Raw genomic sequence first — 24914 nt, 5'->3', positions numbered from 1 at the left:
CTCTAATCATAGTATTGTTCATTTATTCATTTCTATACTCGTATACAGAAAGTGAGGTTTACATATATGCGTCAACGCCATAAGCCGTGGGCAGATGATTTTTTACAGGAACATCCGGACACGGTTATTTCCAATCCGGTCAGTTATCGTGGCAGTTGGAAGGATGTGTTTACAAATGATGCACCCATCCATCTTGAAATTGGAACAGGAAAAGGGCAATTTATCGTCGAAATGGCGAAACAATGTCCGAATATTAATTTTATTGGCATAGAGGTGGCGAAAAGTATTATCGTTACTGCTGCCCAAAAGGTACTAGCATCGGAACAGCTAAATATTCGTTTGTTGCATGTCGATGCTGAACGTTTAACAGAAATATTTGCAAAAGATGAATTATCCAAAATTTATTTAAACTTTTCTGATCCTTGGCCAAAAAACCGACATGAGAAAAGGAGATTGACATATTTTGCTTTTTTAGATAAGTATAAAGAAGTTTTGCGTCCCAATGGCGAAATTATTTTAAAGACCGATAATATGGGGCTGTTTGAATATTCATTAACTAGTTTTTCGCAAAATGGAATGAGAATTGAAGAAGTGAATCTTGATCTGCATAAAGCGAACGACCCCACAAATCGCATGACAGAGTATGAAGAGAAGTTTACAGCAAAGGGTCAGCCGATCTACCGTTGCCGTATCACATGTAATCACAAAGGAAACAGCTAACAGCTTAGCGAGTTCGTTGAATGCTCGCTAAGCTGCTTTTGTGATATGGCGTTTTAACAGAAGTAATGAATGCATTGTCATGTCATCGCTTTAAACGAACAATAAAACAGAATTTACGAAAGGTATGTCGTCCTGTTAAAATATAGAAAAGATGTTTATTTTGAAAACGCTTGTTTTATTGGTAATTATTTAGGGAGGGAACGGTGTGGAGAAATTAAAGGTAGGGAGAGCAACCTTAACATGGCTGAGGGGAGGTGTAACGAATCTGGATGGAGGTGCGATGTTCGGAGTCGTGCCTAAAGTACTGTGGCAGTCAAAATATCCCACGAATGAATTAAATCAGATTACATTGAGAACAGATCCGATATTATTGCAGCTAGATGGAAAAAATTATTTAATTGATAGCGGGATGGGTCAAAATAAGCTATCGGAAAAGCAATTACGTAATTTTGGTGTTTCGGAACAGTCACAAGTCATGAAAGATCTAGCAACTCTTGGGTTATCGTCAAATAATATTGATGGTATGTTAATGACACATATGCATTTTGATCATGCATCCGGCTTAACCAATTTGGTTGGTGATACGTATGAATCTGTATTTAAACAAGCCGTTATTTATACATCTAAAAAGGAATGGGAGGAAATGAGGAGGCCAAACATTCGATCAAAAAATACTTATTGGAGGAGAAACTGGGAAGCGATTACGGAACAAGTTCAGACATTTACGGATGAAATCAGGATCACAGATGGTTTGAAAATGGTACATACTGGTGGTCATAGCAACGGGCACAGCATCATTATTTTTGAAGAAGATAATATATGCTGGATTCATATGGCAGATATTATGCCAACTTATGCGCACCAAAATAAATTATGGGTATTAGCATATGATGATTACCCGGTAACATCTGTTCACCAAAAAGAAAAGTGGATGGAATATGGATATCGCAAACAGGCGTGGTACACATTTTATCATGATGCATATTATCGTGCGATTAAGTTTAATGAGTCAGGGGAGCGGGTCGATCAATTGGAAAGAAAACAGTCTCCAAATGAAATTTTTCGGTGATCGTTATCGAGATAGCCATTGCCTATAAGCTGATGGCTGTCTAGATTTAAGGGTCAGGGCTTGCATTAGTGTAGGATTTAAAGCATCAATTTTGTTTGCAAAAGAGTGGCTTGCTTTTTTAAAATGAAAAAACAAAGGCTTTCACCATAAGACTTGGCGACAAGCCAAGTTTTTCTAATAAAATCTCCTTCATGGATGGAAGCTAATAATAAACCAAATAAGCGAATAATAGCATTTGTAGGCTAGCTCTCGCTTATTTGGTAAAATATCAAGAAAATGCTAAAAAAGACTATGTTGTTTGCACAGCATCAATGACAGCGCCAGTTTCCACATCTACATAAAATTCATACTGCTTGTTCTCCCCATCGAGATTACGGGTAACTCCACCACGGTAAGCATCATACAAAAGGCCGTTTTTTTCTACTTCCTGAGGTTGCATATAAATCCAAGAACCACTGATTGGCCCTTGTTTCTTAAACGTTTCTTTTGCTTGTTTCAACGCTTTTTCAGGTGTAACCTTTTGCATTTGGTCTATTTGCTGCTTTGCAAAATAGCCAACAGCAACTCCAAGTCCAGCTGCAATAATCGCTTTTTTTACACTCATGAACTTCTCACCTCTTGCTCTCAAATTAAATTCTTCGTTTTTCAATTTTTCTTATATGCTAGTATATCGTATTTGGGATGAAATAGAAAATAAAAAACAGGATGGCTTTAAGAAAATAGAGTGGGTAAAAATGAATGCCTGCATAGATACCATTGTAAAATTCCCCTTGATATTTCAATTTTCCCCTTTATACATCATTACTAAACAAGGGCTTTCGGTTTTGTTTGTAAATGCTCTATACCCATACCTTGGTCTATTTCATGTGGAAAGGAGGAATACTGGAAATTTATTCGTGGCTTCAAGTATACTAATTAATATACATATTATTGAAGGTGGGATACGGTATGAATGAAGAGACGAAGTCATTGTTTAAACAATTGACAGAGCTTCAAGGGGCACCAGGTAATGAACATTTGGTGCGTAAGTTTATGAAGCAGGAATTGTCCAAGTATGCAGATGAAACGATACAAGATAATTTAGGCGGGATTTTTGGCGTGAAAAAAGGTTCCGGGCCGAAAGTTATGGTGGCGGGTCATATGGATGAAGTAGGATTTATGGTGACACAAATCACAGATAATGGCATGCTACGCTTCCAGCCTTTAGGCGGTTGGTGGAATCAGGTACTACTCGCCCAGCGGGTACAAATCATGACAGATAATGGACCAATTATTGGTGTAATTGGGTCTATTCCACCTCATAATTTAACCGCTGAGCAACGAAAGAAACCAATGGAAATAAAGTATATGCTTATCGATATCGGTGCGGATGACAAAGCAGATGCAAAGAAAATGGGCGTTAAACCAGGACAGTCGATTGTTCCTTTAACGCCGTTTACTCCTATGGCAAATGATAAGAAAATTTTGGCAAAAGCCTGGGATAACCGCTATGGCTGTGGTTTAGCGATTGAGTTATTGAAAGAAGTACAACATGATACCTTGCCGAATGAGTTATATGCTGGTGCAACGGTGCAAGAAGAAGTTGGTTTGCGTGGTGCGCAAGTGGCTGCGCATAAGATCCAACCAGACATATTTTTTGCTTTAGATGCTTCTCCTGCTAATGATATGTCAGGGAAACAGGAAGAATTTGGTCAGTTAGGTAAGGGTGCGTTATTACGGATTTTTGACCGAACAATGATTACTCATCAAGGAATGAAAAACTTTGTTTTAGATACTGCCGAAAGCAATCAAATTCCGTATCAGTATTTTATTTCTCAAGGCGGAACGGATGCAGGAAGAGTGCATGTAGCTAATAATGGTATCCCTTCAGCAGTAATAGGCATATGCTCACGCTATATTCATACATCTTCATCTATCATACATGTGGATGATTATGCTGCTGCTAAGGAATTACTTATTAAGCTTGTGAAAACAATGGATCAAACAACGTTGGATAACATCCACCGTTCTGTATAAGGGAATAGCGTATATGAAAATTGTAGTTGGCTCCATGAACAAAGCAAAAATTCAAGCTGTGGAAGAAGTTTTTCCAGAAGCAGTTATGGTAACGAAAGATGCCGATTCGGGTGTACCATTACAACCTTTTTCCGATGAAGAGACGAGACAAGGAGCTATTAACCGTGCTCTTTCCAGTCTAGACACTCAAGATGCTACATTTGGAATCGGTCTTGAAGGCGGTGTTATGTTTATTGGTAACCAATTGTACCTTTGTAATTGGGGAGCGTTAGCATCCTCTGACCAGGTGTATACTGCTAGCGGAGCCCGGATTGCATTGCCATATGAAATAACAGAACAGCTTATTCAGGGGAGAGAGCTCGGAGATGTAATGGATGAATTTGCAAAACGAAAGCAAGTTCGACAGCAGGAAGGAGCTGTTGGCATATTTACAGCAGAACGGGTTTCCAGAAGAAGCATGTTTCGTCATGTAATGGAATTATTACGCGGCCAATGGGAATTCACTAAGGAAGAAAAGGAATCTAAGAATCAAACATGGGGTTAACTTCGTAAAATGTATATGGAGAGTGCTAAATATTAATTTTAGGTTGAGTATGTGCCTTGTGAAAAGCCTGTAGACTGTTTAAACTACAGGCTTAAAGCTTTTTCGCCATGTCATTGGCAGTAAACTTTTCCCTTACATCCTATCAGATGAACCCAATGAGCATAAGTGTGAGCTCTAACTATAAGTCAAATATTCATTTCTGTTCAGAAGCTAAGGCTCATATCTATGAGGCACTACAATCCCGGGTGTCGATGGGTAAAGCTTCCCTTATTCGAAAATGTAGTGGATGACATCTAACGCTTGTTCTACGGTTTCCACAGTTACATTGGCTTTATCTGACAATTCTTTCAAAGGATGTATGAGAGATTTCGGGCGAATGATAATGGTTGGTTTATTTAACGTAATCGCCTGACTAGCATCCATTGCTGTATTCCATTGTTTATAGCTTTCACCAAAGAGGGCAATAACAATATCTGATTTTTTCATCAACACTTCCGTACGAAAATTATTAATGCGCGAAGCGGCCTCGTCTTTGTATACAGGATCAGGCTGTTTACCTAAAATGGCTTCACCGATATTATCAGATCGTTCATGATTGGTTTGTGGAGCAACAAAGTGCAAAGGTAATTTTTTAGCTTTTGCTAAGCGTTTTACTTCTTCGCGCCAATCGTCGTGAATTTGACCAGCTAAATAGACAGTAAGTTCCATATTATCTCCTCCTTGCTTGATTACATCTATCGTAAACGAAAACGACATATTTGAGAAGTATTCCGCTACTGTTTTATAGTTAGTGGGAGGTTAACAAGTTAAATCGTTTCAATTTGTCTCCATTCATAGTAAGATAGGTGATGGAAAAATAGCTGCTGCCTTGGAAGGAAAATTGCATAAAGCTATTATAATACTGGTCTTGATTATGGATAAACCAGATTATTGGCATACCAGGAACTGCCTGCAGCACGAATATGGAAGAAGAGGCGATTACTAAAAAGCACAACAAGCATCAAGAAGTGCCTTCCATAGTGATGAAAGCCTACAGGAAAATCACTCAGTTGCAAATATTACACCATCACATATGAAAATCCACAAAAGGAGATCAATAATCTGGTTGTAATAATAATAATCAGACTTGCTTGGTGTATATAATGCAGATGAGGAGCGAATAGTCAGTTGAATTATGAAACGGCAAAGCAGAATGATGGCATGGTGCTAGAGTCTTTTTCTTCAGACAATCAATTTCGAATATTGCCTAGGAAGCGATTAGAAGTTCAAGTTGGTTTCGGCGGAGGGAAAGAAAACACCTTTACTAACAAAAAGATTTTGCAGAAAAAGCGGAAGAAATAATGAAGATAGCTAATTCAATCGCTTTTAAATGAATAGAGAACAGTACTAAAGGAGTGGATAATAATGGAAGCATTAACAAAACAAGATTCATTTACAGACGTGATTAACAAGGAGCGGGTCGTTCTTTACTTTACGGCAGGGTGGTGCCCAGATTGTACGGTAATTGAGCCTGTATTACCAGAAATTGAAGCAGCCTATCCTGCGTATTCGTTTATTAAAGTAGACCGAGACCAATTCATTGATGTTTGTCAGGAATATGAGATATTTGGAATTCCTAGTTTTATTGCGTTTCATAATGGGGAAGAGGTTGGACGATTTGTTAGTAAAGATCGTAAAACGAAGGAAGAGATCATGGATTTTATGAACCATCTTTCAAGCTAAAGGATCCTGCATAAGTAAGGAGAGAGCAGTATGCAAATGACAAGCCTAAAATTAAAAAAAATATTGGACGAGCGTTTCCAAAATTCGGACTGGTATACTATGTATAACCGGGATAAAGACACTTTTCGAATTGAGTGGAAATCGTCTAAGCAAGGGATCACTATTACTTTGTCAAATGTCGTTGCTAAGTACCATCAAAAGGGAGAAGCGGTTATTGATGAGTTAGAGGAGCACGTAAAAGAAGCGTTACGAATTATGAACGAAGACCAGCAATTGGAAGGGATGGAAAAACAAATATTTCCTGTCATTCGCTCAACTTCTTTTCCTACAAAAACAAATGCGAATAAGCCGCTTATCTACAAAGAGCATACAGCAGAAACGCGCATCTTCTACGCCATTGACTTAGGGAAGTCATACCGTTTAATTGATCAGCCACTAATTGAAAAAGAAGGTTGGTCAGAAACGCGGATTGACGAAATTGCGTCTTTTAATTTACGCTCGCTGCCAGTGGACTATAAACTTGACCGAGTCGCAGATAATGATTTTTATTTTCTAGCTTCCCAGGACGGGTACGATGCAAGTAGAATTTTAAATGAAGCATTCTTGGAAGAAATGAAGGCGAACAGTAAAGGAGAAATGGCAGTTGCTGTCCCACATCAAGATGTATTGATTGTAGCTGATGTCCAAAATAAAACGGGTTATGACATTTTAGCGCAAATGACGATGAAATTTTTTGCGGAAGGGAGAATTCCGATTACTTCCTTGCCAATGATTTATGATGAGAAGCAGTTAGAACCAATATTTATTCTCGCAAAAAATAGACCGGAAACTGACAACTAAAGAAAAGGATGAGATAAATGGACGTATTTTACAATGCTGATGGTATTGGAGATGTACTGATTATACCGCTGCAAGAAGGTGACCGCTACCAAATTCAGCACGAACAAATAGCTGATATTGTTCGAATTACAGATAATCAGAATAAAGAGATAGGATACAATATTTTTCAAGCTTCTACTCATTTTTCTTTTTTACAAACAGGAAAAATAACCTTAACAGAAGAAATGTTAACTGAAATAAAGCAACTATTTGAAGCAAATGGAGTAGACGATGATCTAAATTTTGATTTGAGTCCTAAATTTGTGATTGGTTATGTTAAAGAAAAACGGCAACATGACAACGCAGATAAATTGAGTGTTTGTCAAGTAGATGTTGGTGATGAAGTATTACAAATCGTTTGTGGGGCGCCTAATGTAGCTACTGGTCAACATGTTGTAGTGGCAAAAGCTGGTGCAACAATGCCAAGTGGTTTAAAAATAAAACCCACTGAGCTGAGAGGGGAACCTTCTAACGGTATGATTTGTTCACAGAAGGAATTAGGTTTGCCAAATGCGCCAAAAGAAAAAGGAATATATGTACTAAATGATTCCTATGAAATTGGATCAGCTTTTAACATATAGAATATAAGCAAAAAACTAGTTGTTATATAGTAAAGAAACAGGTGATCTTTTTGGATCGCCTGTTCTAAACTGGACGTCATTAATCTATGTACAAAATAAATAGATTTACTTAACTATGAATAGAACAAAAGGCTTTCAACGAATTAGCATAGCTTCTATTTTGTATTCTTCAGTTACCATTTGCTTGGTCATATTTACAGTTGACTTACCACCTTATATGCAAGAGAAAAATGGATAATGTAAAAACAGTTTCTAAAGCAAGCATTTATACTTATCCATTGATTTTTGAGTATTAAACATGTAGGCAAAGAAGGATGAGTAGTTGCATAAGTCTAAGTTGAGAGATAACAGCACCTAAATGATCTATTTCGTAAGAGGTCTTTAGGTCAAACCATTACGGTAATATCATTCGGTGTAGAATGAGTGAAAACCTCTACTGATGAAAGATACACTTTATAAAGTATAATCGTTTCGTAAAGGAGCTATCTTTCATATGGATCCAAATTTTTACAAAATTCATTTATGCTGAACGTTAAAATACTCCTCATCAAATTGGGTTAGGTTAGATTTTCAATATTTCCTCCTCAACATAAAATAATTTCTTCAATTGCTTATCTGTAAGCGTATTTTGATTAAAGATAAGATAGTAAAAATGAGGTGCTTGTGGATAATGAAATAACTGAATCACCACGTCGGGCGCATGAGCCCAGCAACTAGGCGACTGCACAAAATCGCCCCTCCATTAAAGCCTCATCGGTTGTAGCTAAGAGGAACGAATACGGGCTGCCGCTCAGGCGTCAGCATACCACTGTTTTTAGTGGCATGACTCCTAAAACTTTAGTTGAGTCGTTCCATTCGATCCGTTGCTAATCACGCCCTGTGCCTTTGTTATACAGCTGCAATTGTTTCGATTTTTTGATGCTAAGTTGGAGTCATAATAAGTAAAGACGATGCCATATTATGACTCCAACTTAGAAATGATTTTCAAAAATGATTTAAAAACTGCTACAATGAAGAAGAACAGTTCTATTACAAAGAAAGAGTGAGTAAATATGTGGGATAATTGGAAGAAAAAAATTAAGCGTCTTTTTACAATTGATGATGAAGACCACTACGATGAACATATGCATATGCAGCAGCCAGAAAACCATCATCCTGAGGCTAAAATGATGTATCAATATCCTACAAAAAAATCGTTTCGCTTTCCTGTCATCCCCGACTTGGGAGTGGAGACAGAACAACGCCATAGGAATGATCTAGGAAAAGACCATGAATTTGAAAATTCGAGTAAGCAAAGCCTACAAAAAGTGGGGAAATGGGAGGAAAATTACACCAAACGAATGGACGATGATACATCCGCATACGAAGTGCCTGCATTTAAACGAAGAGATGTTAAAACTTCTATATATCGACGCCGGGATAAGTCGGATGTATATAAGGATGAGCAATCCAGAGCAAAAGTATACAAAAAAAGCCCTGAACCATTTCAACCGACAGAAGTACCTTCGCCCATTTATGGATTTCATCCACGGAATGAAAATAAAAATAAAATGGTTGAGGAAACTCCAGCATATCAACGGAAACGGCAAACTGAATTCGTTGGAGAAGTGAAAGAGAAAATAGAGCTTTCCCAATCAAAACCAGAAAGCCACACTAAAGAGATAGAAGAAACGCCTGCTTTTCAACGTAAACAAGTTGATGAAACAGTTAGAAGTACAGAGGAATGGGGAAAAGTTCAATCACCAGAACGTAGCGCTAGAGAGAGCGAGGATACTCCTACGTATCAACGAAAGCAACATACAGAAACGGCAATAGATATAAAAAAAGAGATAAAATCTTATGCAACACCTGAAAAGGGAGAAAATGATACTAATTCGGATGTGATCAATAAAAATGCTGTTCCGTCACAAGCTATATCCGTTCAAGAACAACAAAAACAACAAAAACAGCAGGAACATGAAAAACAACTAGAAGAATCGAATCAGAAAGTTGCGGTAACTTTACCAAATGTGGAACAAATCACCGAAGAACAAACGAATCCAACGAATGTAGAATCAAAACGTGAAAATCGTTTATCACATCGTCGACGACAGCAGCAAACGGGTAAAACTACTGTTCCATTTAACGTAATGATGACGCCTAGAGATAAGAAGAACTTATGGGATCGAACAAACCAAAATCGCTCTCAAGAAGCCAAGGATAAGCAAAAGCATGTTCCAACAGTTGATGCAATAGAAAAAAAAGAGCCAGAGCAAGAGCCTCAAAAGCCCATGCCACTTCACTTGTTAAATGACGTGGATAACGATGCTTCTAAAGATAAGGCATGGATGGATGACCAGCAGCAATTACTGGAGCAAACCTTAAAATATTTTAATGTACAAGCACAAGTAGTAAATGTTACTCAAGGTCCTTCTGTTACAAGATTTGAAGTGCAACCACAGCTTGGAGTTAAGGTGAGTAAGGTGAAAAATTTAAGTGATGATTTAAAACTAAATATGGCTGCAAGAGATATCCGGATTGAAGCCCCAATTCCTGGTAAAAATACAATTGGTATTGAAATACCGAATCCAAAGCCCCAAATGGTTGGCTTGCAAGGCGTTTTTGAAACAGAAGCATTCCAGAAAAGTGACTCGCCGTTAACGATTGCTTTAGGATTGAGTATAGAAGGAGACCCTCTAATCACGAATATACAGAAAATGCCGCATGGATTAATTGCAGGTGCTACTGGATCAGGAAAGAGTGTGTGTATCAATACCATTTTAATCAGCCTTCTATATAAAGCCCATCATGAAGAGGTGAAATTTTTACTTATCGATCCTAAAATGGTAGAACTAGCTCCATATAATGGTATTCCTCATCTTGTTTCTCCAGTTATTACCGATGTAAAGGCTGCTACTGCTGCATTAAAATGGGCTGTGGCTGAAATGGAGGAGCGTTATGAGAAATTCGTTCATGAAGGAGTTCGTGATATAGAGCGATATAATGAAAAAATGACCAAACAGCAGCAATCTGATAACAAGCTGCCTTTCATTGTCATAGTTATTGATGAGCTAGCAGACTTAATGATGGTTTCTCCACAGGATGTGGAAGATGCAATTAGCAGAATTGCGCAAAAGGCTAGAGCTTGTGGCATACATCTTTTGTTAGCAACACAGCGTCCTTCTGTAGATGTTATTACCGGTTTAATTAAAGCCAATATACCTACACGGATTGCTTTTAGCGTGTCTTCCCAAGTCGACTCGCGAACAATTCTTGATACGAGTGGTGCAGAGAAACTTTTAGGAAAAGGAGATATGCTATTCATTGAGAATGGTTCAGGGAAAAGCGTTCGTTTACAAGGTCCGTTTGTGTCCGATGAGGAAATTGATCGCGTAGCAAGCTATGTAAGAGGAATTGCACCACCTAATTATTTGTTTGAACAAGAGCAGTTGCTTGAACAAATTCATACAGAAGAGGAAGAAGATGAACTACTACAAGATGCTATTTTATTCGTGCTAGAGCAGAATGGAGCAAGCACGTCATTGTTGCAACGCCATTTTAAAATAGGGTACAATCGAGCTGCTAGATTAATTGATACACTGGAACAACGAGGGATTATCTCCGGACAAAACGGCAGTAAGCCAAGGGAAGTTCTGGTTACGTTAGCTCAAATGGAGGATATGTTACTGTAATATTATAAATGTAAAGTATCTCCTCCTATTTTGGCAACTCTTTACAAGTAGGCATTCCTCTATAGGTTAGGTTTTACCGAACAAGAGCAGCGGTTGTTTGTCCTTATGTTTACTATTGTAGACTATATTTTAAGATGATAATAGCTTGTATATAATAACGGCGCTGGCTGAGACAAGTGACTTAATGAACCGCAATATTTCATGATGATCTTTGAAAAATATAGTTTTTAAGGAACGGCTTGCTCCCGTACCGAATAGTAATTCTTGTTTCCAACACGATTTTTTTATATGATATGTTTAATGATCACATATAAAGGGAGAAAACAAACACTATGAAGGAAATCGAACAAAAGCTGAATGGGAAAATTGAACGTTTAACAAATAAAACCTTCAAATTTGATGACCGGATTAAGGATGGCTGGTTTTCAGCGGTATATTTTTTAAAAACAAAGGAAATAGCAGCAAAAAAATTGCCCAACAATCAGGTGACAATGCAATTCTTTCAAAAGAATGATGCTGTTTTATGTGGGACAGATGAAGCGATTGCTTTATTACATAAATTCGCAGACGATCCAGAGACACTTGAAATCTATTCTTTGAAGGATGGAGATAAAATTAGACCATACGAATCTGTCTTAACCGTATCAGGCGGTTATCATCAGTTTGGTTATTTAGAGGGGATTATTGATGGGATTTTATCGAGAAGAACATCTGTCGCAACGAATGTATATAATGTTGTAAAAGCAGCACGAACTTCAGGAAAACAAAAACCAGTCATTTTTATGGGAGATCGCGATGATCATTATACGCAGCAAGCCGGGGATGGTTACGCAGCATTTATTGGCGGTTCTACTGCTCAAGCTACACATGCGATGAATGAATGGTGGGGAAAAGAAGGAATGGGAACGATGCCTCATGCATTGATTCAAATGTTTCGCGGTGATATTGTGGCAGCTTGTAAAGCATATTATGAGCTATTTCCCGAGGACGATTTAGCTGCTCTAGTTGACTATAATAACGATGTGATTACGGATTCCCTTAAAGTTGCCCACGCTTTTGGAAGTGAATTAAAATCGGTTAGATTAGATACATCACGTACATTAGTTGATAAATATTTTTTACGTAACCATCACTTAATGGGGACGTTTGACCCAAGGGGAGTAAATCCAGAACTTATCTTTGCTTTAAGAAATGCACTTGACGAAGAAGGGTTTTCTCACGTGAAAATTATGGTTAGTGGCGGTTTTACAGAAAAACGTATTGTAGAATTTGAAAAGCTTGGTGTACCAGTAGATATGTACGGTGTTGGTAGAAGTTTGCTTAAGCTAAATATTGGCTTTACAGGAGACAATGTTCTCTTAAATGGAACGCCAGAAGCAAAAGAGGGCAGGCAGTACCGTCCGAATCCACGATTAGAAAAAGTGCCGTACATTAAACAAAAGTGAAAACATTTTTCACCAGAAAAACACGGTCGAAAAATCCCTGGAGCAAGAGTTATAGGAGAAATAAATCATACTCGGTAAGAACGAACAGACTTTTTTAAAGAGCATGTTTTTATTTTCATCTAGAAATGGATTTGCTATAATAAAAAAAGCTGTGCAAAATAGATAAAAGATGATTGAATCCTTTTACAACAATTTGGAGGTTCATTTATGACAACTTACCATTTTATTGGTATAAAGGGAACAGGGATGAGTGCTCTCGCTCAGATCTTGCATGATTCAGGAGAAAATGTGCAAGGGTCTGATGTAGAGAAAAGCTTTTTTACACAAGAAGCTTTAGAAGAAAAGAATATTCCGATTTACCCTTTTTCAGAAAGTAACATCAAAGAAAATTACACGGTTATCGCAGGTAACGCATTTTCTGATGACCATCTAGAAATAAAAGAAGCGAAGAGACTGGGAGTAACGTTCTATCGTTATCATGAATTCCTTGGCGAATGGTTAAAGCAATACACCAGCATTGCAGTAACCGGAGCGCATGGTAAAACATCGACGACTGGTCTATTAAGTCATGTATTGAGCAGTTCTTTTCCCATTTCCTATTTAATTGGTGATGGTACTGGTAAAGGACATGTAGATAGTAAATATTTTGTTTTTGAAGCTTGTGAGTATCGCCGCCATTTTTTACAATATGAACCCGATTATGCGATTATGACGAATATTGATTTTGACCACCCAGACTATTTTACAAGTATTGATGATGTATTCAACGCATTTCAGTCTATGGTGGAGCGGGTGAAAAAAGGAATTATAGCTTGTGGTGATGATGAACAATTACAACGAATACAAGCAAAAGTTCCTGTTGTTTATTATGGATTTGCAGCCACTAATGATTTTCAAGCTCAAAATATAACGGAAACGGATAACGGCACAACATTCGATGTATTTGTCCGTAATACGTATTACGAATCTTTCTCTATACCAATGTATGGAAACCATAATGTTTTAAATGCATTAGCAGTCATAGCTATTTGCCATTATGAAGGTATAAGTGCAGAATGTATGAAGCATCTTGCAAGTTTTGGCGGTGTTAAACGAAGATTTACAGAAAAACAAATGGAAAGTCAAATACTTATTGATGACTATGCACATCATCCAAAAGAGATAAATGCTACGATTGAGTCTGCTCGGAAGAAATATCCAAACAAATCCATTGTAGCCATTTTCCAACCACATACATTTACAAGAACCAAAACGTTTTTACAAGAGTTTGCTGATAGTTTATCGCAAGCAGATCATGTTTTCTTATGTGATATTTTTGGCTCTGCTAGAGAAGAAAGTGGTCAACTGACCATTCATGATTTACAAAAATTAATTGAGAATAGCTCCATATTGGAATTATCTCATACAGAAGCATTAAAAGAATTTCAAGATAGTGTGCTTATTTTCATGGGAGCTGGTGACATTCAGAAATTTCAGCAGGCGTATGAAAAAGTGGTAACAATGTCATAAACAAAAAGAAGAGTCTGAACCTAAACGCAGGCTCTTTCATTTTATGGTTGACAGCTCAAATAGCCAATGATCCAAAGCCAACAATTATTTATTTCTTGGTCTAAGAGTAAGGTCATGTAGTGCATCGTTACACTTCTCTGTTTTCAGCATAAACAGAGAATAAATGGAATTGGAATTGGACAAGCTGATGAAAAACATAGGAAAAATAAAGGGATTTGGCTTTTGTTGTCGAATTACTTAAGTAAGGCTTAATAGTATATATGTTTTATTTATAGCATAGGTGGGTAAGTTATTTTATATAAACAAACAAGGAATCTGAAGGTCTATTTATTTCGATTTATCCTGATTGCTTTATTCGTAAGAAGTGACCTAAATACAATGCTTTGAGCTATTTGATAAAGACGTTTCTTTAACTTAATCTATTTATAGCTTTTGTTACAGCATAGTAATTGAAGTGAATAAAGGAGTGATGAATTAATATGGAAATTTTAGCATATATTGCTGCTGCTATTGCAGCCGTAGCGTTTGTTGTTTTAGTGGTATATCTGGTAATTACGTTAAAGGCTGCCAGGCAGACGTTACATAATGTAGCAGAAACGCTAACTAGCCTTGAACAGCAAATGCAGGGGGTCACAAGTGAGACAACGCAGTTACTAGCGAAAACAAATAAGCTAGCAGATGATATGAATCAGAAGTCAAGTAAATTAAATAGTTTATTTAATGGATTTAAAGGTATTGGAGATACCGTCACGGAATTTAATCAATCTTTAAGAGATTTAACGAACAGTGTAGCGAAAGCAGCAAATGAGGACCCCGAAAAAACAACGCAGGCGATTAAGTGGGGAACTACTTTGATGGAATTATGGAAGAAAAAAAATAAATAATCACAGTAATAGGGAGGAACGAAAAATGTCAGATAACCAATTTAGCAGTAAGGATTTTATTTTAGGGACATTTATAGGGGCAACTGTTGGCGCATTGACAGCACTTTTACTTGCGCCAAAAACAGGCAAAGAGCTTCGTGGAGATATTAATACAGGTGCTAACGAAGTTAAAAAGAAAGCATATGACTGGAAAGAAGTTGCACAGGAAAAAAGCGCCGACTGGAAGGATAAAGCATACACAACTGGTTCTGACTTGAAGAAAAAAGCGATGGATTCCACTTCTCAGATGACAAAGACAGCTGCTGAAAAAACAAAGGATTTAACGCAAAGTGTACAATCAAAGCTTCAAGAGAAACGCAAAAAAGAAGACGAAGCGTTAGAAGCAGCAGAGGAAGTTGCTGAAGCCATGGAAGATGCAGCGGAAGAATTGGAAAACAATAATCAATAAGAATAGGACGAAAAAAATCAGCACCTGCAAAAAATAGTGCTGGTTTTTTCATCGTTGTATAGGAAACTATAAAATGATGTGCTTGTAGATAACGAAATAACCGACTAGACAGCCACGCCCAGCTAGATCACCTAGCAACGATGCGACTTTAGAAATGCGCGCTAAGCTAAGGCCTCATCGGTTCGTCACTAAGAGGAGGACAGACTAAAAAACGGGCTTGCCTCCCAGACGTCGGTATACCCCTGTTTTAGTGATATAAATTCCTTTATCCCGTAAAAAGGCGTTGTAGACTCCCACGGTCTCAGGATGGGAGATGTGAGCAAGTCGAAGCAGGAGGTAACAGCACCTAAATCCCCGATTCGTTCAAAAGCCTTTAGGTCATACCCTTGGGTACTATCCATCAGCGGTATGAAGCCCCCTGATGGAAGGTTCACTTTATGTGGAATATAACTGCAAGCTCCTCATACAATTAGTACATTCCCGTTAGTGCTGTGAGAATAGCCTCTCCTAACTATATGCGTTGCTAATCCTGCCAAACAATCTCTAGTTCATCACCAGTTTGAATAGACTCGTGAAACTGGGCAGGCTGCTTATTTTTATATACATAAAATTTCCCACTGGCTGTGGATAATTCTAAATCAACGTACTGAAATACATCTTGAAAAATAAAGGTACTATTTTGGCTTGCTTCTATTTGCAGTTGATCTTCTGGATATAATAAACTCGTTTCCTCTAATAATTCTTGATTACGTTTAACTTTATATTTTGGCTGCTTTAATTCTATCGCTTTCCCGTTAAAAAACACCGTCATTGTCAGCCAAAAGTCCATTCCTTCTTGAGAGAATAAATCGTTTACGTTTGGCTGCTTTGCTCGCTTTATTTGGATGTAATCCCCATGGCGAAGCACCTGCTTTGGTTCAGCCCTTGTTTGATTCACATAAAATTGTGTTTCCCCCATGTTTAGTTGAATTTGCTTCCCATTAACAAATACAAGGAATGGCTCGGGTTTGTCATATTTGGTACTGGAAATTTGTTTCATTATATCTTCTAAATGCTTTGGTTGATGCCATTCAATCACATCTTTATCTTTTACAAGATAATTTTTATCTGCTGGCTGTTGATTGACGAAAAAAGCTGGATAAATGGTATGACGTTGGTTCTTAAACCAAACGGTCATTGGAGTTATTTCACCAAATAGTTCATGAATCGTAATTGCGGCGGCTTCTCCGTTTGTGCCTTTCTTAATTTGTAAATGGTCGCCATTTTTTATGTGTGTTTTTACAGAAGTTGGTTCCCCATTAAGCATGATTTGTGGTGGCTCTCCAAACTCTCCTGGCAATGTTACTTCTTTGCCATTCACAGTAATAATAGAAGCAGCACCAGGCTTACCATACCATTTTGAAATATCTATACCGGCTTGAATAAGACAATCACCAACTATCAATGTACGTATTTCAAATAACCTTAAAGTGTGTTCATTAATAGAGACACTAATATAGTGCACGGGATTACGCTTTGCAGCAATGGCAATTCCAATCGGTGTAACGAAGTCAGGACGTACCGGCAGCTCCTCACTAAAAGAAAGCTGTTTAATGGCACTGACATCTCGTACAGCCACTCTATTTTCAGGAATCTGTAGTTTATTAGCAATAAATGTTGGTATCATTGGTGTTAAGCTTCCGCCTCCCACCAGCATCACAGCTCTTGGGGGGGTTGTATTTAATTTTAATATCTCCTCAGCTACTTGGGAGGCTAGCAGATCAATAGCCGGTGCTATGTCTTTTGTTAACTGCTCATAAGCTATCGTGGTTTCAAAACCAAGAATGTCTTCCACCTTTACTTCTCCTTGTTCCACAACGGCTCTTTTAGCTTCTTCGGCATTTGGAAAGTCTAATAAGTATGTATCACTAATTGCTTCTGTAATTTCATCCCCAGCAATAGGAACCATTCCATATGCTACCACTGTCCCTTGATTCGTAATCGCAATATCACTTGTTCCTGCACCTATATCTACTAAAGCAACATTGAGTCTCCGCATCGATTCTGGAATAAGTACCTCAATTGCGGCGATAGGCTCCAAAGTCAATGCTTCCATTTTAAGCTCAGCTCTGGATAATGCTGCTAATAACGATTCAATAACAACTTTAGGTAAAAATGTAGCAATGATTCGAGCGCTCACATCGTCTCCTTGCTGGTCAATTAGTGAGCCAATCTCCTGCTGATCGACATAATAATGGAGGACAGAATAACCCACACAGTAATAAGGTGTTACATTTTCTTCTCCCTCTTGTTGGCTTACTTTTTCTAAAGCATTTTGCACCGCACTTAGCTCTAAATGTTGAACCATTTCAGGATTAGTAATGGATTTGTTTTGTAAGTGTAAAGAAGCAAATCCCTCCATTGTAATTAAAGCACGTCCAGCAGCGGCGACACAGACGCTTTTTAACGGACCATGAGATTGTTCGATGGTTGCTTTAACTTGTTTAATCGTCTCAGAAACGGCGACTACATCATGAATTTGACCATCACGCATGGAACGGTCTTGATGCTCCAGCATACAGTAGTCTACTACTTCGAATCCTTCCTGTTGTTGGTTCAAAATGATACCTGTAACGGAGCGTGTACCGATATCTAAAGCAAATACTCGTTCTTTCATAAAACATAATCCTTTCATATTAATAATAGGCAAATTTATATATTTGAGTAAGAATGCAAAAGCATATGTTTTGCGCGACTAAAATAGGATTAACGTAATGAATACGGTTAATTATACATGAATTTAAAAAATTTATCGACAAAGGGTACATAATTAGCTATAATATTCACTAATTATTAAAAACCTGAGCATAGGGGGAGTAGAAGATGAATGAATTAGACCAAGTTAGAGATAGGTTAGATAAAGTAAACCTAGAAATATTGGATTTAATTAATGAACGAGCTAAATTAGTTCAGCAAATCGGGGACATCAAAGCAAAGCAGAGTATGAAGCGATTTGACCCTGTGCGAGAAAGAGATATGCTAGATAAAATCACTTCCAGTAACGATGGTCCATTCGAAAATGCAACCATTGAGCATATTTTTAAGGAAATTTTTAAAGCCAGCTTGGAATTGCAGGAAGATGACCACCGTAAAGCATTGCTCGTGTCGCGAAAAAAGAAACCTGAAAATACCGTTATTCATATTAATGGTGCAAGTATTGGGGATGGGAACGTTCATTTTGTTATGGGGCCTTGTGCTGTCGAAGGATATGAGCAGGTAGCAACAGTTGCCAAAGCGATTAAACAACATGGAGTGAAGCTATTGCGTGGGGGCGCATTCAAACCAAGAACTTCTCCTTATGATTTCCAAGGCTTAGGAGTTGAAGGGTTAGAAATTCTAAAAAAGGCTGCTGAAGAGCATGATTTAGCAGTAGTAAGCGAAATAGTAAACCCGGCACATATCGAAGAGGCGCTCGATTATGTGGATGTAATTCAAATTGGGGCTAGAAATATGCAAAACTTCGAATTGCTTAAGGCGGCTGGTGATGTGAATAAACCTGTTCTTTTAAAGCGTGGTTTATCCGCAACTATTTCTGAATTCATTAATGCTGCTGAATATATTATGTCGCGTGGCAACGCCAATATCATTTTATGCGAACGTGGGATTCGAACATACGAAAAAGCAACTAGAAATACCCTTGATATTTCAGCGGTTCCTATCTTAAAACAGGAGACGCACTTACCGGTAATGGTTGATGTCACTCATTCCACAGGACGAAGAGATTTATTGCTGCCAACCGCAAAAGCAGCTATTGCCATTGGAGCAGATGGTGTGATGGCAGAAGTACATCCAGATCCTGCTGTCGCATTATCAGATTCTGCCCAGCAAATGGATATCCCTACGTTCCATCATTTCATGGAAGAAATGGAGGATATGGCAGAACGGATGAAATAAAAACAATAAAAGTTGCAACAGATGTTGGTAACTATGAAAAGATTGTGTATAATAATAAGAGCATCACGTTTACTCAAGCAAATATGCAACTAGATATCTACAATCTTAGAGGCTTGACACTTGCCTTTCTTCTTTAATAACCGATATTATAGGGTGAATAAAAGCGGTTGAAGGATAATTAGGAGCCTTCAACCTTTTTTGCTTTGAAAAATTTTTCATAGTAGAGTATGATAAAGAACAAAGAGAACGATATTGTATAGGAGGAAAATAACATTGAGTAATATAACCATATATGATGTAGCAAGAGAAGCAAACGTATCAATGGCTACGGTTTCTCGTGTCGTAAACGGAAATCCAAATGTGAAGCCAACAACAAGGAAGAAGGTACTGGCTACAATTGAGCGCTTAGGCTACCGTCCAAATGCTGTTGCAAGAGGTTTAGCAAGTAAGAAAACAACGACTGTTGGAGCGATTATTCCAGATATTTCAAGCATTTTCTTTGCAGAACTTGCAAGAGGAATTGAAGATATCGCTACGATGTATAAGTATAATATGATTTTAAGTAACTCTGATCAAAATGAAGACAAAGAAATTCAATTAATTAATACGATGTTGGAAAAGCAAGTAGATGGAATCATTTTTATGGGAGGAAATATTTCAGAACAGCATGTACAGCAATTCAAGAGTTCTTCTGTGCCTGTGGTGTTAGCAGCAACATATGATGAAAACAATGAAATCCCTTCTGTAAACATTGATTATGAACAAGCAGCCTTTGAAGCTACTCAGTTTCTAATTGAACAAAATAAAGCAGTTCCTGCATTTGTATCTGGATTAGAAGAAACGCATATCAACCAGCTGAAATATAAAGGCTATGCTAGAGCTTTAAATGAAGCAGGACTTTCTGTAAATGAATCCTTGATTGTAAAAGGAGATTACTCCTATAGTTCAGGAATTGAAGCAGTAAATCAATTATTAGAAGAAAATGAAAAACCAGAAGCTATTTTTGTCGCCTCAGATGAAATGGCCCTTGGTGTTATTCATGGGATTCAAGACAAAGGCTATCGTGTTCCAGATGATATAGAAGTGTTTGGATTTGATAATACACGATTAGCCACAATGGTTCGTCCAACATTATCTACCATTGTGCAACCAATGTATGATATTGGTGCTGTTGCAATGCGCTTATTAACGAAGTACATGAACAAAGAAGAAGTTCAAGACCAAAAAGTCGTACTTCCTCATCGAATTGAAAAAAGAAACTCAACAAAGTAAGTTGGGTGCCGATATAATGAATAGAGATGATTCAACTTCTATTCTGAGGAGAGAGAACGATGAGAAAACGAGATATATTAACTCCGTTCGGCATCACCATGGGTTTTATAATGATTATGTTGGCGATAGTTTCCAAAAGTGGTACTTCTGAAGGGGCAGGTTTGTTTCTGGACATTTCCTCTATCTTTATTGTAATTGGAGGACTAATTGCTTCGATGTTAATAACGTTTAAGTTTGAACAAATTAAACTGGCAAGAAAAGTATTGAGCGAAGCTTTTCATAAACATGACCAACAGCTGCCGCAATTGATTGCATTATTTGTTCATTTATCTGAAAGAGCCAGGCGAGAGGGGCTTCTAGCTTTAGAAAATGAACTAGAGGAAGTGGACGATCCATTTATAAAAAAAGGCATTTTGCTTGCAGTAGATGGAATTGAGCCTGAGGTCATCAAGGATATTCTAGAAGCTGAAATAATTGCTGTAGAGGACCGGCATTATCAGGGAAGGGCATTACTTGAAAAAGCAGGGGAGTATGCCCCTTCTTGGGGAATGATTGGTACACTTGTTGGTCTTGTACTTATGCTCAATAGTCTGCAAGACCCAGCTGGTCTCGGACCAAGTATGGCTGTAGCTTTACTAACAACACTGTATGGAACAGTGCTTGCTAATTTAGTCTTTATTCCAATGGCTAGTAAATTAGAAAGTAAGACGGAAGAAGAAGTATTTATGAAGCAAATCATTATCGAAGGTGTTATTGGTGTTCAATCAGGCCAGAATCCGAGAATATTGGAAGAGAAATTAAGTGCTTTCTTATCTAATGAAGAAAGGGCAAAACAACTTGAAGAGGAACCTGCAGATTTCATGGAGGAGAGTATTCATGAAGCGTAGGCAAATCAGAAGGTCAGGTAATAAAGGAGCACCGAAATGGATGGTTACCTATTCGGATATGGTCACGCTTATTTTAGTGTTTTTTGTACTGCTTTTTTCCATGTCGCAGATTGATTTGGTTAAGTTTGAAGCCATTTCGGAATCATTTCGTAATCGGATGATTTTTGACTTTTATCCTTCTGCTGTTCCAATGGATAATCCAACAGAACAATCCAGTAACAAAGAAAATGCGGAGCAGTCCAATGAATTTGATTCTCCAACACAGCTTCCTGATACGACTGATAAGGATGGAAAGGACGATGGTTCATCTTTAGATCAACTGTTGCAGGAAGTGGAAACATACTTGGATGAAAATGATTTAAATAATGTGATAACTGCTACAAGAACAGATCAAGGTGTGGAACTTGTCTTACAAGATAGTATTTTATTTCCCACAGGTGAAGCAGTTATTTTGGAATCTGGAAAACCATTTTTAAATAAGGTCAGTTCGTTATTACATAATATTCCCAACCCGGTGCATGTAGAAGGTCATACAGATAGCAGACCGATATCTAATTATAGATATCCCTCTAACTGGGAATTGTCAGGCGCAAGAGCTGGTAGTGTTATTCGTTACCTATTGAATGAAAATCATTTTGATAAATCTCGTTTTTCTTCAGTTGGTTATGCGGATACACAACCAATTGCGCCAAATACATCACCTGCTAACTGGAGTAAAAATCGACGCGTAGAAATTGTGATTTTGGAAAATAAATCAGTAAATAACCAAGCAGGAGAGGCTAAATAATAGCCTCTCCTGCTTGGTTATTCTTCGTTATAAGCACTTATTTAAGTCTGCCTAGATGGTGTAACTGTATATTTTAATAATTGTTGTAATGCAAGATTGTTTTTTTCGGTTATTTCCTCTCTTCTAGGAATTATAGGAACGATCGAAGGGTCATCTTCCCAATGAGTAGGAAGATGAACAGGACTTTCCTTTTGGTACTTCTCTAACCAAGCTGCCGGTAATTCTCCACTTAGAGGCTGTCCTTGATACATGACATTCCAAATTTGTGCCCAAGCTCGAGGAACAACTCGCCACATATCATAACCGCCTCCACCAAGTGCAATCCATTTACCATTGCAATACTCATGTGCCAATTTATGCGCTAATAAAGGGATCTGCTCGTAAATCTTCATCGTACTGCATAAATGTGTTAATGGATCATAGCAATGCGCATCGGCTCCATTTTGCGTAATGATGATATCTGGTTTAAAAAACGCTGCAATTTTTGTTAGTGCAGTTGTATATGCATCCAAAAATGAGTCATCTTCTGTGAATGCGTCGATAGGAAGATTAAAAGTATATCCATGTCCTTCCTTAATGCCGCGTTCGTTTACGTTACCTGTACCAGGAAATAAATACCTGCCAGTTTCATGAATGGAAAATGTACACACATTTGGATCGTCATAGAAAGCCCACTGTACGCCATCTCCATGATGCGCGTCTGTATCTACATAGAGAACTCGTAAATTATAGGCTTCTCTTATATAACGAATAGCGATGGCTCCGTCATTGTAGATACAAAAACCGGAAGCCTTGCGTTTAAAACCATGATGCAGTCCTCCGCCAAGATTTAGGGCATGAGTAGCTCGCCCTGATAACACTTCATCGACAGCTGCTAAGGAGCCACCTACGAGGTACGATGAGGCTTCATGCATCCCTGAGAATATTGGTGTATCTTCTGTACCAAGCCCATATTCAACAGCGGCTTGTTCTGATAACTTGCATTTACTTGCTTGTTTAACAGCTTCTACATATGCATGATCATGAAATAACTTAATTTCTGTTTCGGTAGCTTTTCTTGGGGGAACAATATTATTTTTGGCGAGCGTGCCAGCTTCTTTCAGTAATTCAGTTGCCAATAGTACTCGTTTTTGGTTAAAAGGATGATCTTCATGAAAGTGGTAATGCAATAAGTCTGTAGAAAACACATATTTAGCATTACATGGACTCATAATTGCCGCCCCACATCTTGGTTAGGAGCAAGCAATTCATAACCGGCTTTACGAAGGTCCTCGAGAACGGGAAGTGGGTTCATCGTTTGTATTCGAAAGACCAAAATTTTATAATCTGGATCATCTTTAGATGGATAGACAAGTACGGAGACAATATTCGTTTTACGTTTGCCGAAGATAGCTGTTACTTCGGGTAAAATCCCAGGCCGATGGGGTACTTTGATCTCAATGTGAGACCCTTGCACATGTGTACCGGTTAACTGAATCATGGTGTACAACATATCTTTTTCAGTTACCATTCCAACTAGTCGGTTTCCTTCCCTAACTACTGGTAAACAAGCAATTTCTTTATCATAAAAAATTTTTGCAATTTCTTCGACAAAATCTAAGGGGTGTATGGTTATAACTGGATGGCTCATAATGGATTGGATTTCATGCTGTAAATTGTTTGAGCCTGCATCCGATTCAAAAATTGAAGGGCTCGCATCACGAACATCTCGATCTGATACAATGCCAATAACGTGATTTTCCTTATCGATAATTGGAATGTGGCGTATTTTATGTTGGTTTAATAAATCCAGCGCTTGCTGAATCGTTGCCGTCGGAGGCAGTGTAATTACCTCCGTTTTCATAATTTCTTCGACAAGCATTATAATCCCTCCCGCATAGTTCGATATTTATGCCGTTGCAAAAATCGCAGTGTATCAAAACGTTTAACTGATTCTTTGGATACATTTTTACCAATTCGTACCATCAGGCAATTAGCTGGATGGGAGATGATTTCGGGATCATCTGTTGGAGCAGGTAGTAATCCGCCAGCAGCCATCATTTTTTCCATTACTTTTCGGTAATCCCAAATACTTAATTTTGTTCCAGTTAAATCCCAATGCCAGTAATATTCGGTAGAAATAATAATATAGTTTTCCATAAATTCATCCATCATGGATACTTCGAGTAACCCTGAAGCAATCCGTTCTCCACGAAAGGCAGGAATGACTTCAATCGCACCAAGCTCAATTAACTCTTCCATTTCAAATTCAGACCAACGTTCTAATGGGTCTGGATAGAGGTAGGTTACATATCCAATGATGGTATCGCTTGTTCTCGCTACTATAATCCGTCCTTCAGGAAAGGTAGAGATATTCAAAATCGCTTCAAATTGCTTTGGAGCAGGTCGAAATGCAATTAAATCCTCATGGAACTTGTATTGCTGTAATTCTTCTGCATTTAATGGTCCCTCAATGGTAATCGTTTCTGTGGCTGTTTCTCTTGTTAGTGCATAGTGTTTTTTTTCATGTTTCATTGATACACCACCTAATTAAATAATACGCTTACA

23 protein-coding genes are annotated in these 24914 nt (G+C 38.0%); 17 read left to right on the top strand and 6 right to left on the bottom strand.

What is annotated here, in order from left to right; translation table 11 throughout:
- The first annotated feature begins 66 nt into the window (after positions 1 to 66).
- Entirely contained in the window at positions 67 to 720 is a 654-nt protein-coding gene (gene trmB / locus D1839_RS06120) for a tRNA (guanosine(46)-N7)-methyltransferase TrmB (protein WP_120379145.1), read from the top strand.
- Positions 721 to 925: 205 nt separating this feature from the next.
- Complete coding sequence (locus tag D1839_RS06115; protein ID WP_120379144.1) at positions 926 to 1789, top strand: YtnP family quorum-quenching lactonase; 864 nt, start codon at positions 926 to 928, stop codon at positions 1787 to 1789.
- A 289-nt stretch (positions 1790 to 2078) separates the two neighbouring features.
- Here D1839_RS06115 and D1839_RS06110 read toward each other — a convergent pair whose 3' ends face one another.
- Positions 2079 to 2393 (bottom strand): PepSY domain-containing protein, encoded by a 315-nt coding sequence (locus D1839_RS06110; protein ID WP_050353411.1) that lies wholly within the window; start codon positions 2391 to 2393, stop codon positions 2079 to 2081.
- Positions 2394 to 2737: 344 nt separating this feature from the next.
- Between D1839_RS06110 and D1839_RS06105 the strand changes: the two genes are divergently transcribed.
- Together D1839_RS06105 and D1839_RS06100 are read left to right on the top strand one after the other, a co-directional pair.
- The gene (locus D1839_RS06105; protein ID WP_120379142.1) at positions 2738 to 3805 is read left to right on the top strand and encodes a M42 family metallopeptidase; all 1068 of its coding nucleotides are present in this window, start codon (positions 2738 to 2740) and stop codon (positions 3803 to 3805) included.
- A 13-nt stretch (positions 3806 to 3818) separates the two neighbouring features.
- Entirely contained in the window at positions 3819 to 4349 is a 531-nt protein-coding gene (locus D1839_RS06100; RefSeq protein ID WP_120379141.1) for a DUF84 family protein, read from the top strand.
- A 267-nt stretch (positions 4350 to 4616) separates the two neighbouring features.
- On the opposite strand, the gene D1839_RS06095 is transcribed toward D1839_RS06100, so the two are convergent.
- Positions 4617 to 5057: a YtoQ family protein gene (locus D1839_RS06095; protein ID WP_120379140.1), complete on the bottom strand. Its 441-nt coding sequence runs from the start codon at positions 5055 to 5057 to the stop codon at positions 4617 to 4619.
- 459 nt (positions 5058 to 5516) lie between these two features.
- On the opposite strand from D1839_RS06095, the gene D1839_RS06090 reads away from it, so the two are divergent.
- From D1839_RS06090 to D1839_RS06050, 9 genes are all read left to right on the top strand, one after another.
- Positions 5517 to 5690, top strand: coding sequence for a hypothetical protein (locus tag D1839_RS06090; RefSeq protein WP_158589611.1), 174 nt, complete (start codon positions 5517 to 5519; stop codon positions 5688 to 5690).
- A 63-nt stretch (positions 5691 to 5753) separates the two neighbouring features.
- On the top strand, positions 5754 to 6071 hold the full coding sequence (locus D1839_RS06085) for a thioredoxin family protein (protein WP_120379139.1): 318 nt from the start codon (positions 5754 to 5756) through the stop codon (positions 6069 to 6071).
- A gap of 30 nt (positions 6072 to 6101) precedes the next feature.
- A complete protein-coding gene (locus tag D1839_RS06080; protein WP_120379138.1) occupies positions 6102 to 6911 on the top strand; it encodes a DUF1444 domain-containing protein in 810 nt (269 codons plus the stop codon).
- A 17-nt stretch (positions 6912 to 6928) separates the two neighbouring features.
- Positions 6929 to 7531 carry a YtpR family tRNA-binding protein gene (gene ytpR, locus D1839_RS06075; RefSeq protein ID WP_120379137.1) on the top strand — a complete coding sequence of 201 codons (603 nt, stop codon included), beginning with the start codon at positions 6929 to 6931 and terminating at the stop codon, positions 7529 to 7531.
- Positions 7532 to 8583: 1052 nt separating this feature from the next.
- A complete protein-coding gene (locus tag D1839_RS06070) occupies positions 8584 to 11202 on the top strand; it encodes a DNA translocase FtsK (protein ID WP_120379136.1) in 2619 nt (872 codons plus the stop codon).
- Between the two features lie 332 nt (positions 11203 to 11534).
- Positions 11535 to 12647, top strand: coding sequence for a nicotinate phosphoribosyltransferase (locus tag D1839_RS06065; protein ID WP_120379135.1), 1113 nt, complete (start codon positions 11535 to 11537; stop codon positions 12645 to 12647).
- Positions 12648 to 12854: 207 nt separating this feature from the next.
- The gene (gene murC, locus D1839_RS06060) at positions 12855 to 14156 is read left to right on the top strand and encodes a UDP-N-acetylmuramate--L-alanine ligase (protein WP_120379134.1); all 1302 of its coding nucleotides are present in this window, start codon (positions 12855 to 12857) and stop codon (positions 14154 to 14156) included.
- 479 nt (positions 14157 to 14635) lie between these two features.
- Positions 14636 to 15040, top strand: coding sequence for a DUF948 domain-containing protein (locus D1839_RS06055; RefSeq protein ID WP_120379133.1), 405 nt, complete (start codon positions 14636 to 14638; stop codon positions 15038 to 15040).
- Between the two features lie 25 nt (positions 15041 to 15065).
- Complete coding sequence (locus tag D1839_RS06050) at positions 15066 to 15488, top strand: YtxH domain-containing protein (RefSeq protein WP_120379132.1); 423 nt, start codon at positions 15066 to 15068, stop codon at positions 15486 to 15488.
- Positions 15489 to 16011: 523 nt separating this feature from the next.
- On the opposite strand, the gene pilM is transcribed toward D1839_RS06050, so the two are convergent.
- Positions 16012 to 18144: a pilus assembly protein PilM gene (gene pilM / locus D1839_RS06045; RefSeq protein ID WP_120379130.1), complete on the bottom strand. Its 2133-nt coding sequence runs from the start codon at positions 18142 to 18144 to the stop codon at positions 16012 to 16014.
- Positions 18145 to 18350: 206 nt separating this feature from the next.
- Between pilM and D1839_RS06040 the strand changes: the two genes are divergently transcribed.
- The 4 genes from D1839_RS06040 to motS all read left to right on the top strand — a co-directional run bounded on the left by D1839_RS06040 (position 18351) and on the right by motS (position 22367).
- Complete coding sequence (locus D1839_RS06040) at positions 18351 to 19421, top strand: bifunctional 3-deoxy-7-phosphoheptulonate synthase/chorismate mutase (protein WP_120379129.1); 1071 nt, start codon at positions 18351 to 18353, stop codon at positions 19419 to 19421.
- 273 nt (positions 19422 to 19694) lie between these two features.
- The gene (gene ccpA / locus D1839_RS06035; RefSeq protein WP_120379128.1) at positions 19695 to 20693 is read left to right on the top strand and encodes a catabolite control protein A; all 999 of its coding nucleotides are present in this window, start codon (positions 19695 to 19697) and stop codon (positions 20691 to 20693) included.
- Between the two features lie 59 nt (positions 20694 to 20752).
- Positions 20753 to 21580, top strand: coding sequence for a flagellar motor protein MotP (gene motP, locus D1839_RS06030; RefSeq protein ID WP_120379127.1), 828 nt, complete (start codon positions 20753 to 20755; stop codon positions 21578 to 21580).
- Complete coding sequence (gene motS / locus D1839_RS06025) at positions 21570 to 22367, top strand: flagellar motor protein MotS (RefSeq protein ID WP_120379126.1); 798 nt, start codon at positions 21570 to 21572, stop codon at positions 22365 to 22367. The genes motP and motS overlap by 11 nt, the downstream gene beginning before the upstream one ends.
- A gap of 41 nt (positions 22368 to 22408) precedes the next feature.
- Here the strand turns inward: motS and D1839_RS06020 are convergent, their stop codons facing one another.
- From D1839_RS06020 to D1839_RS06010, 3 genes are read right to left on the bottom strand one after another with little or no spacing between them, the layout of a single operon-like run.
- Positions 22409 to 23578: an acetoin utilization protein AcuC gene (locus D1839_RS06020; RefSeq protein ID WP_120379125.1), complete on the bottom strand. Its 1170-nt coding sequence runs from the start codon at positions 23576 to 23578 to the stop codon at positions 22409 to 22411.
- Positions 23575 to 24228, bottom strand: a complete 654-nt coding sequence (locus D1839_RS06015) for an acetoin utilization AcuB family protein (protein ID WP_120379124.1) — start codon at positions 24226 to 24228, stop codon at positions 23575 to 23577. The genes D1839_RS06020 and D1839_RS06015 overlap by 4 nt, the downstream gene beginning before the upstream one ends.
- Complete coding sequence (locus D1839_RS06010; protein ID WP_120379123.1) at positions 24228 to 24881, bottom strand: GNAT family N-acetyltransferase; 654 nt, start codon at positions 24879 to 24881, stop codon at positions 24228 to 24230. The genes D1839_RS06015 and D1839_RS06010 overlap by 1 nt, the downstream gene beginning before the upstream one ends.
- Positions 24882 to 24914: the final 33 nt, after the last annotated feature.

This window comes from Roseburia sp. 1XD42-34, from assembly GCF_009917385.1.
Taxonomy (GTDB): Bacteria; Bacillota; Bacilli; order Bacillales; family Amphibacillaceae; genus Virgibacillus.
This window is presented reverse-complemented; position numbering and strand designations above follow the sequence as displayed.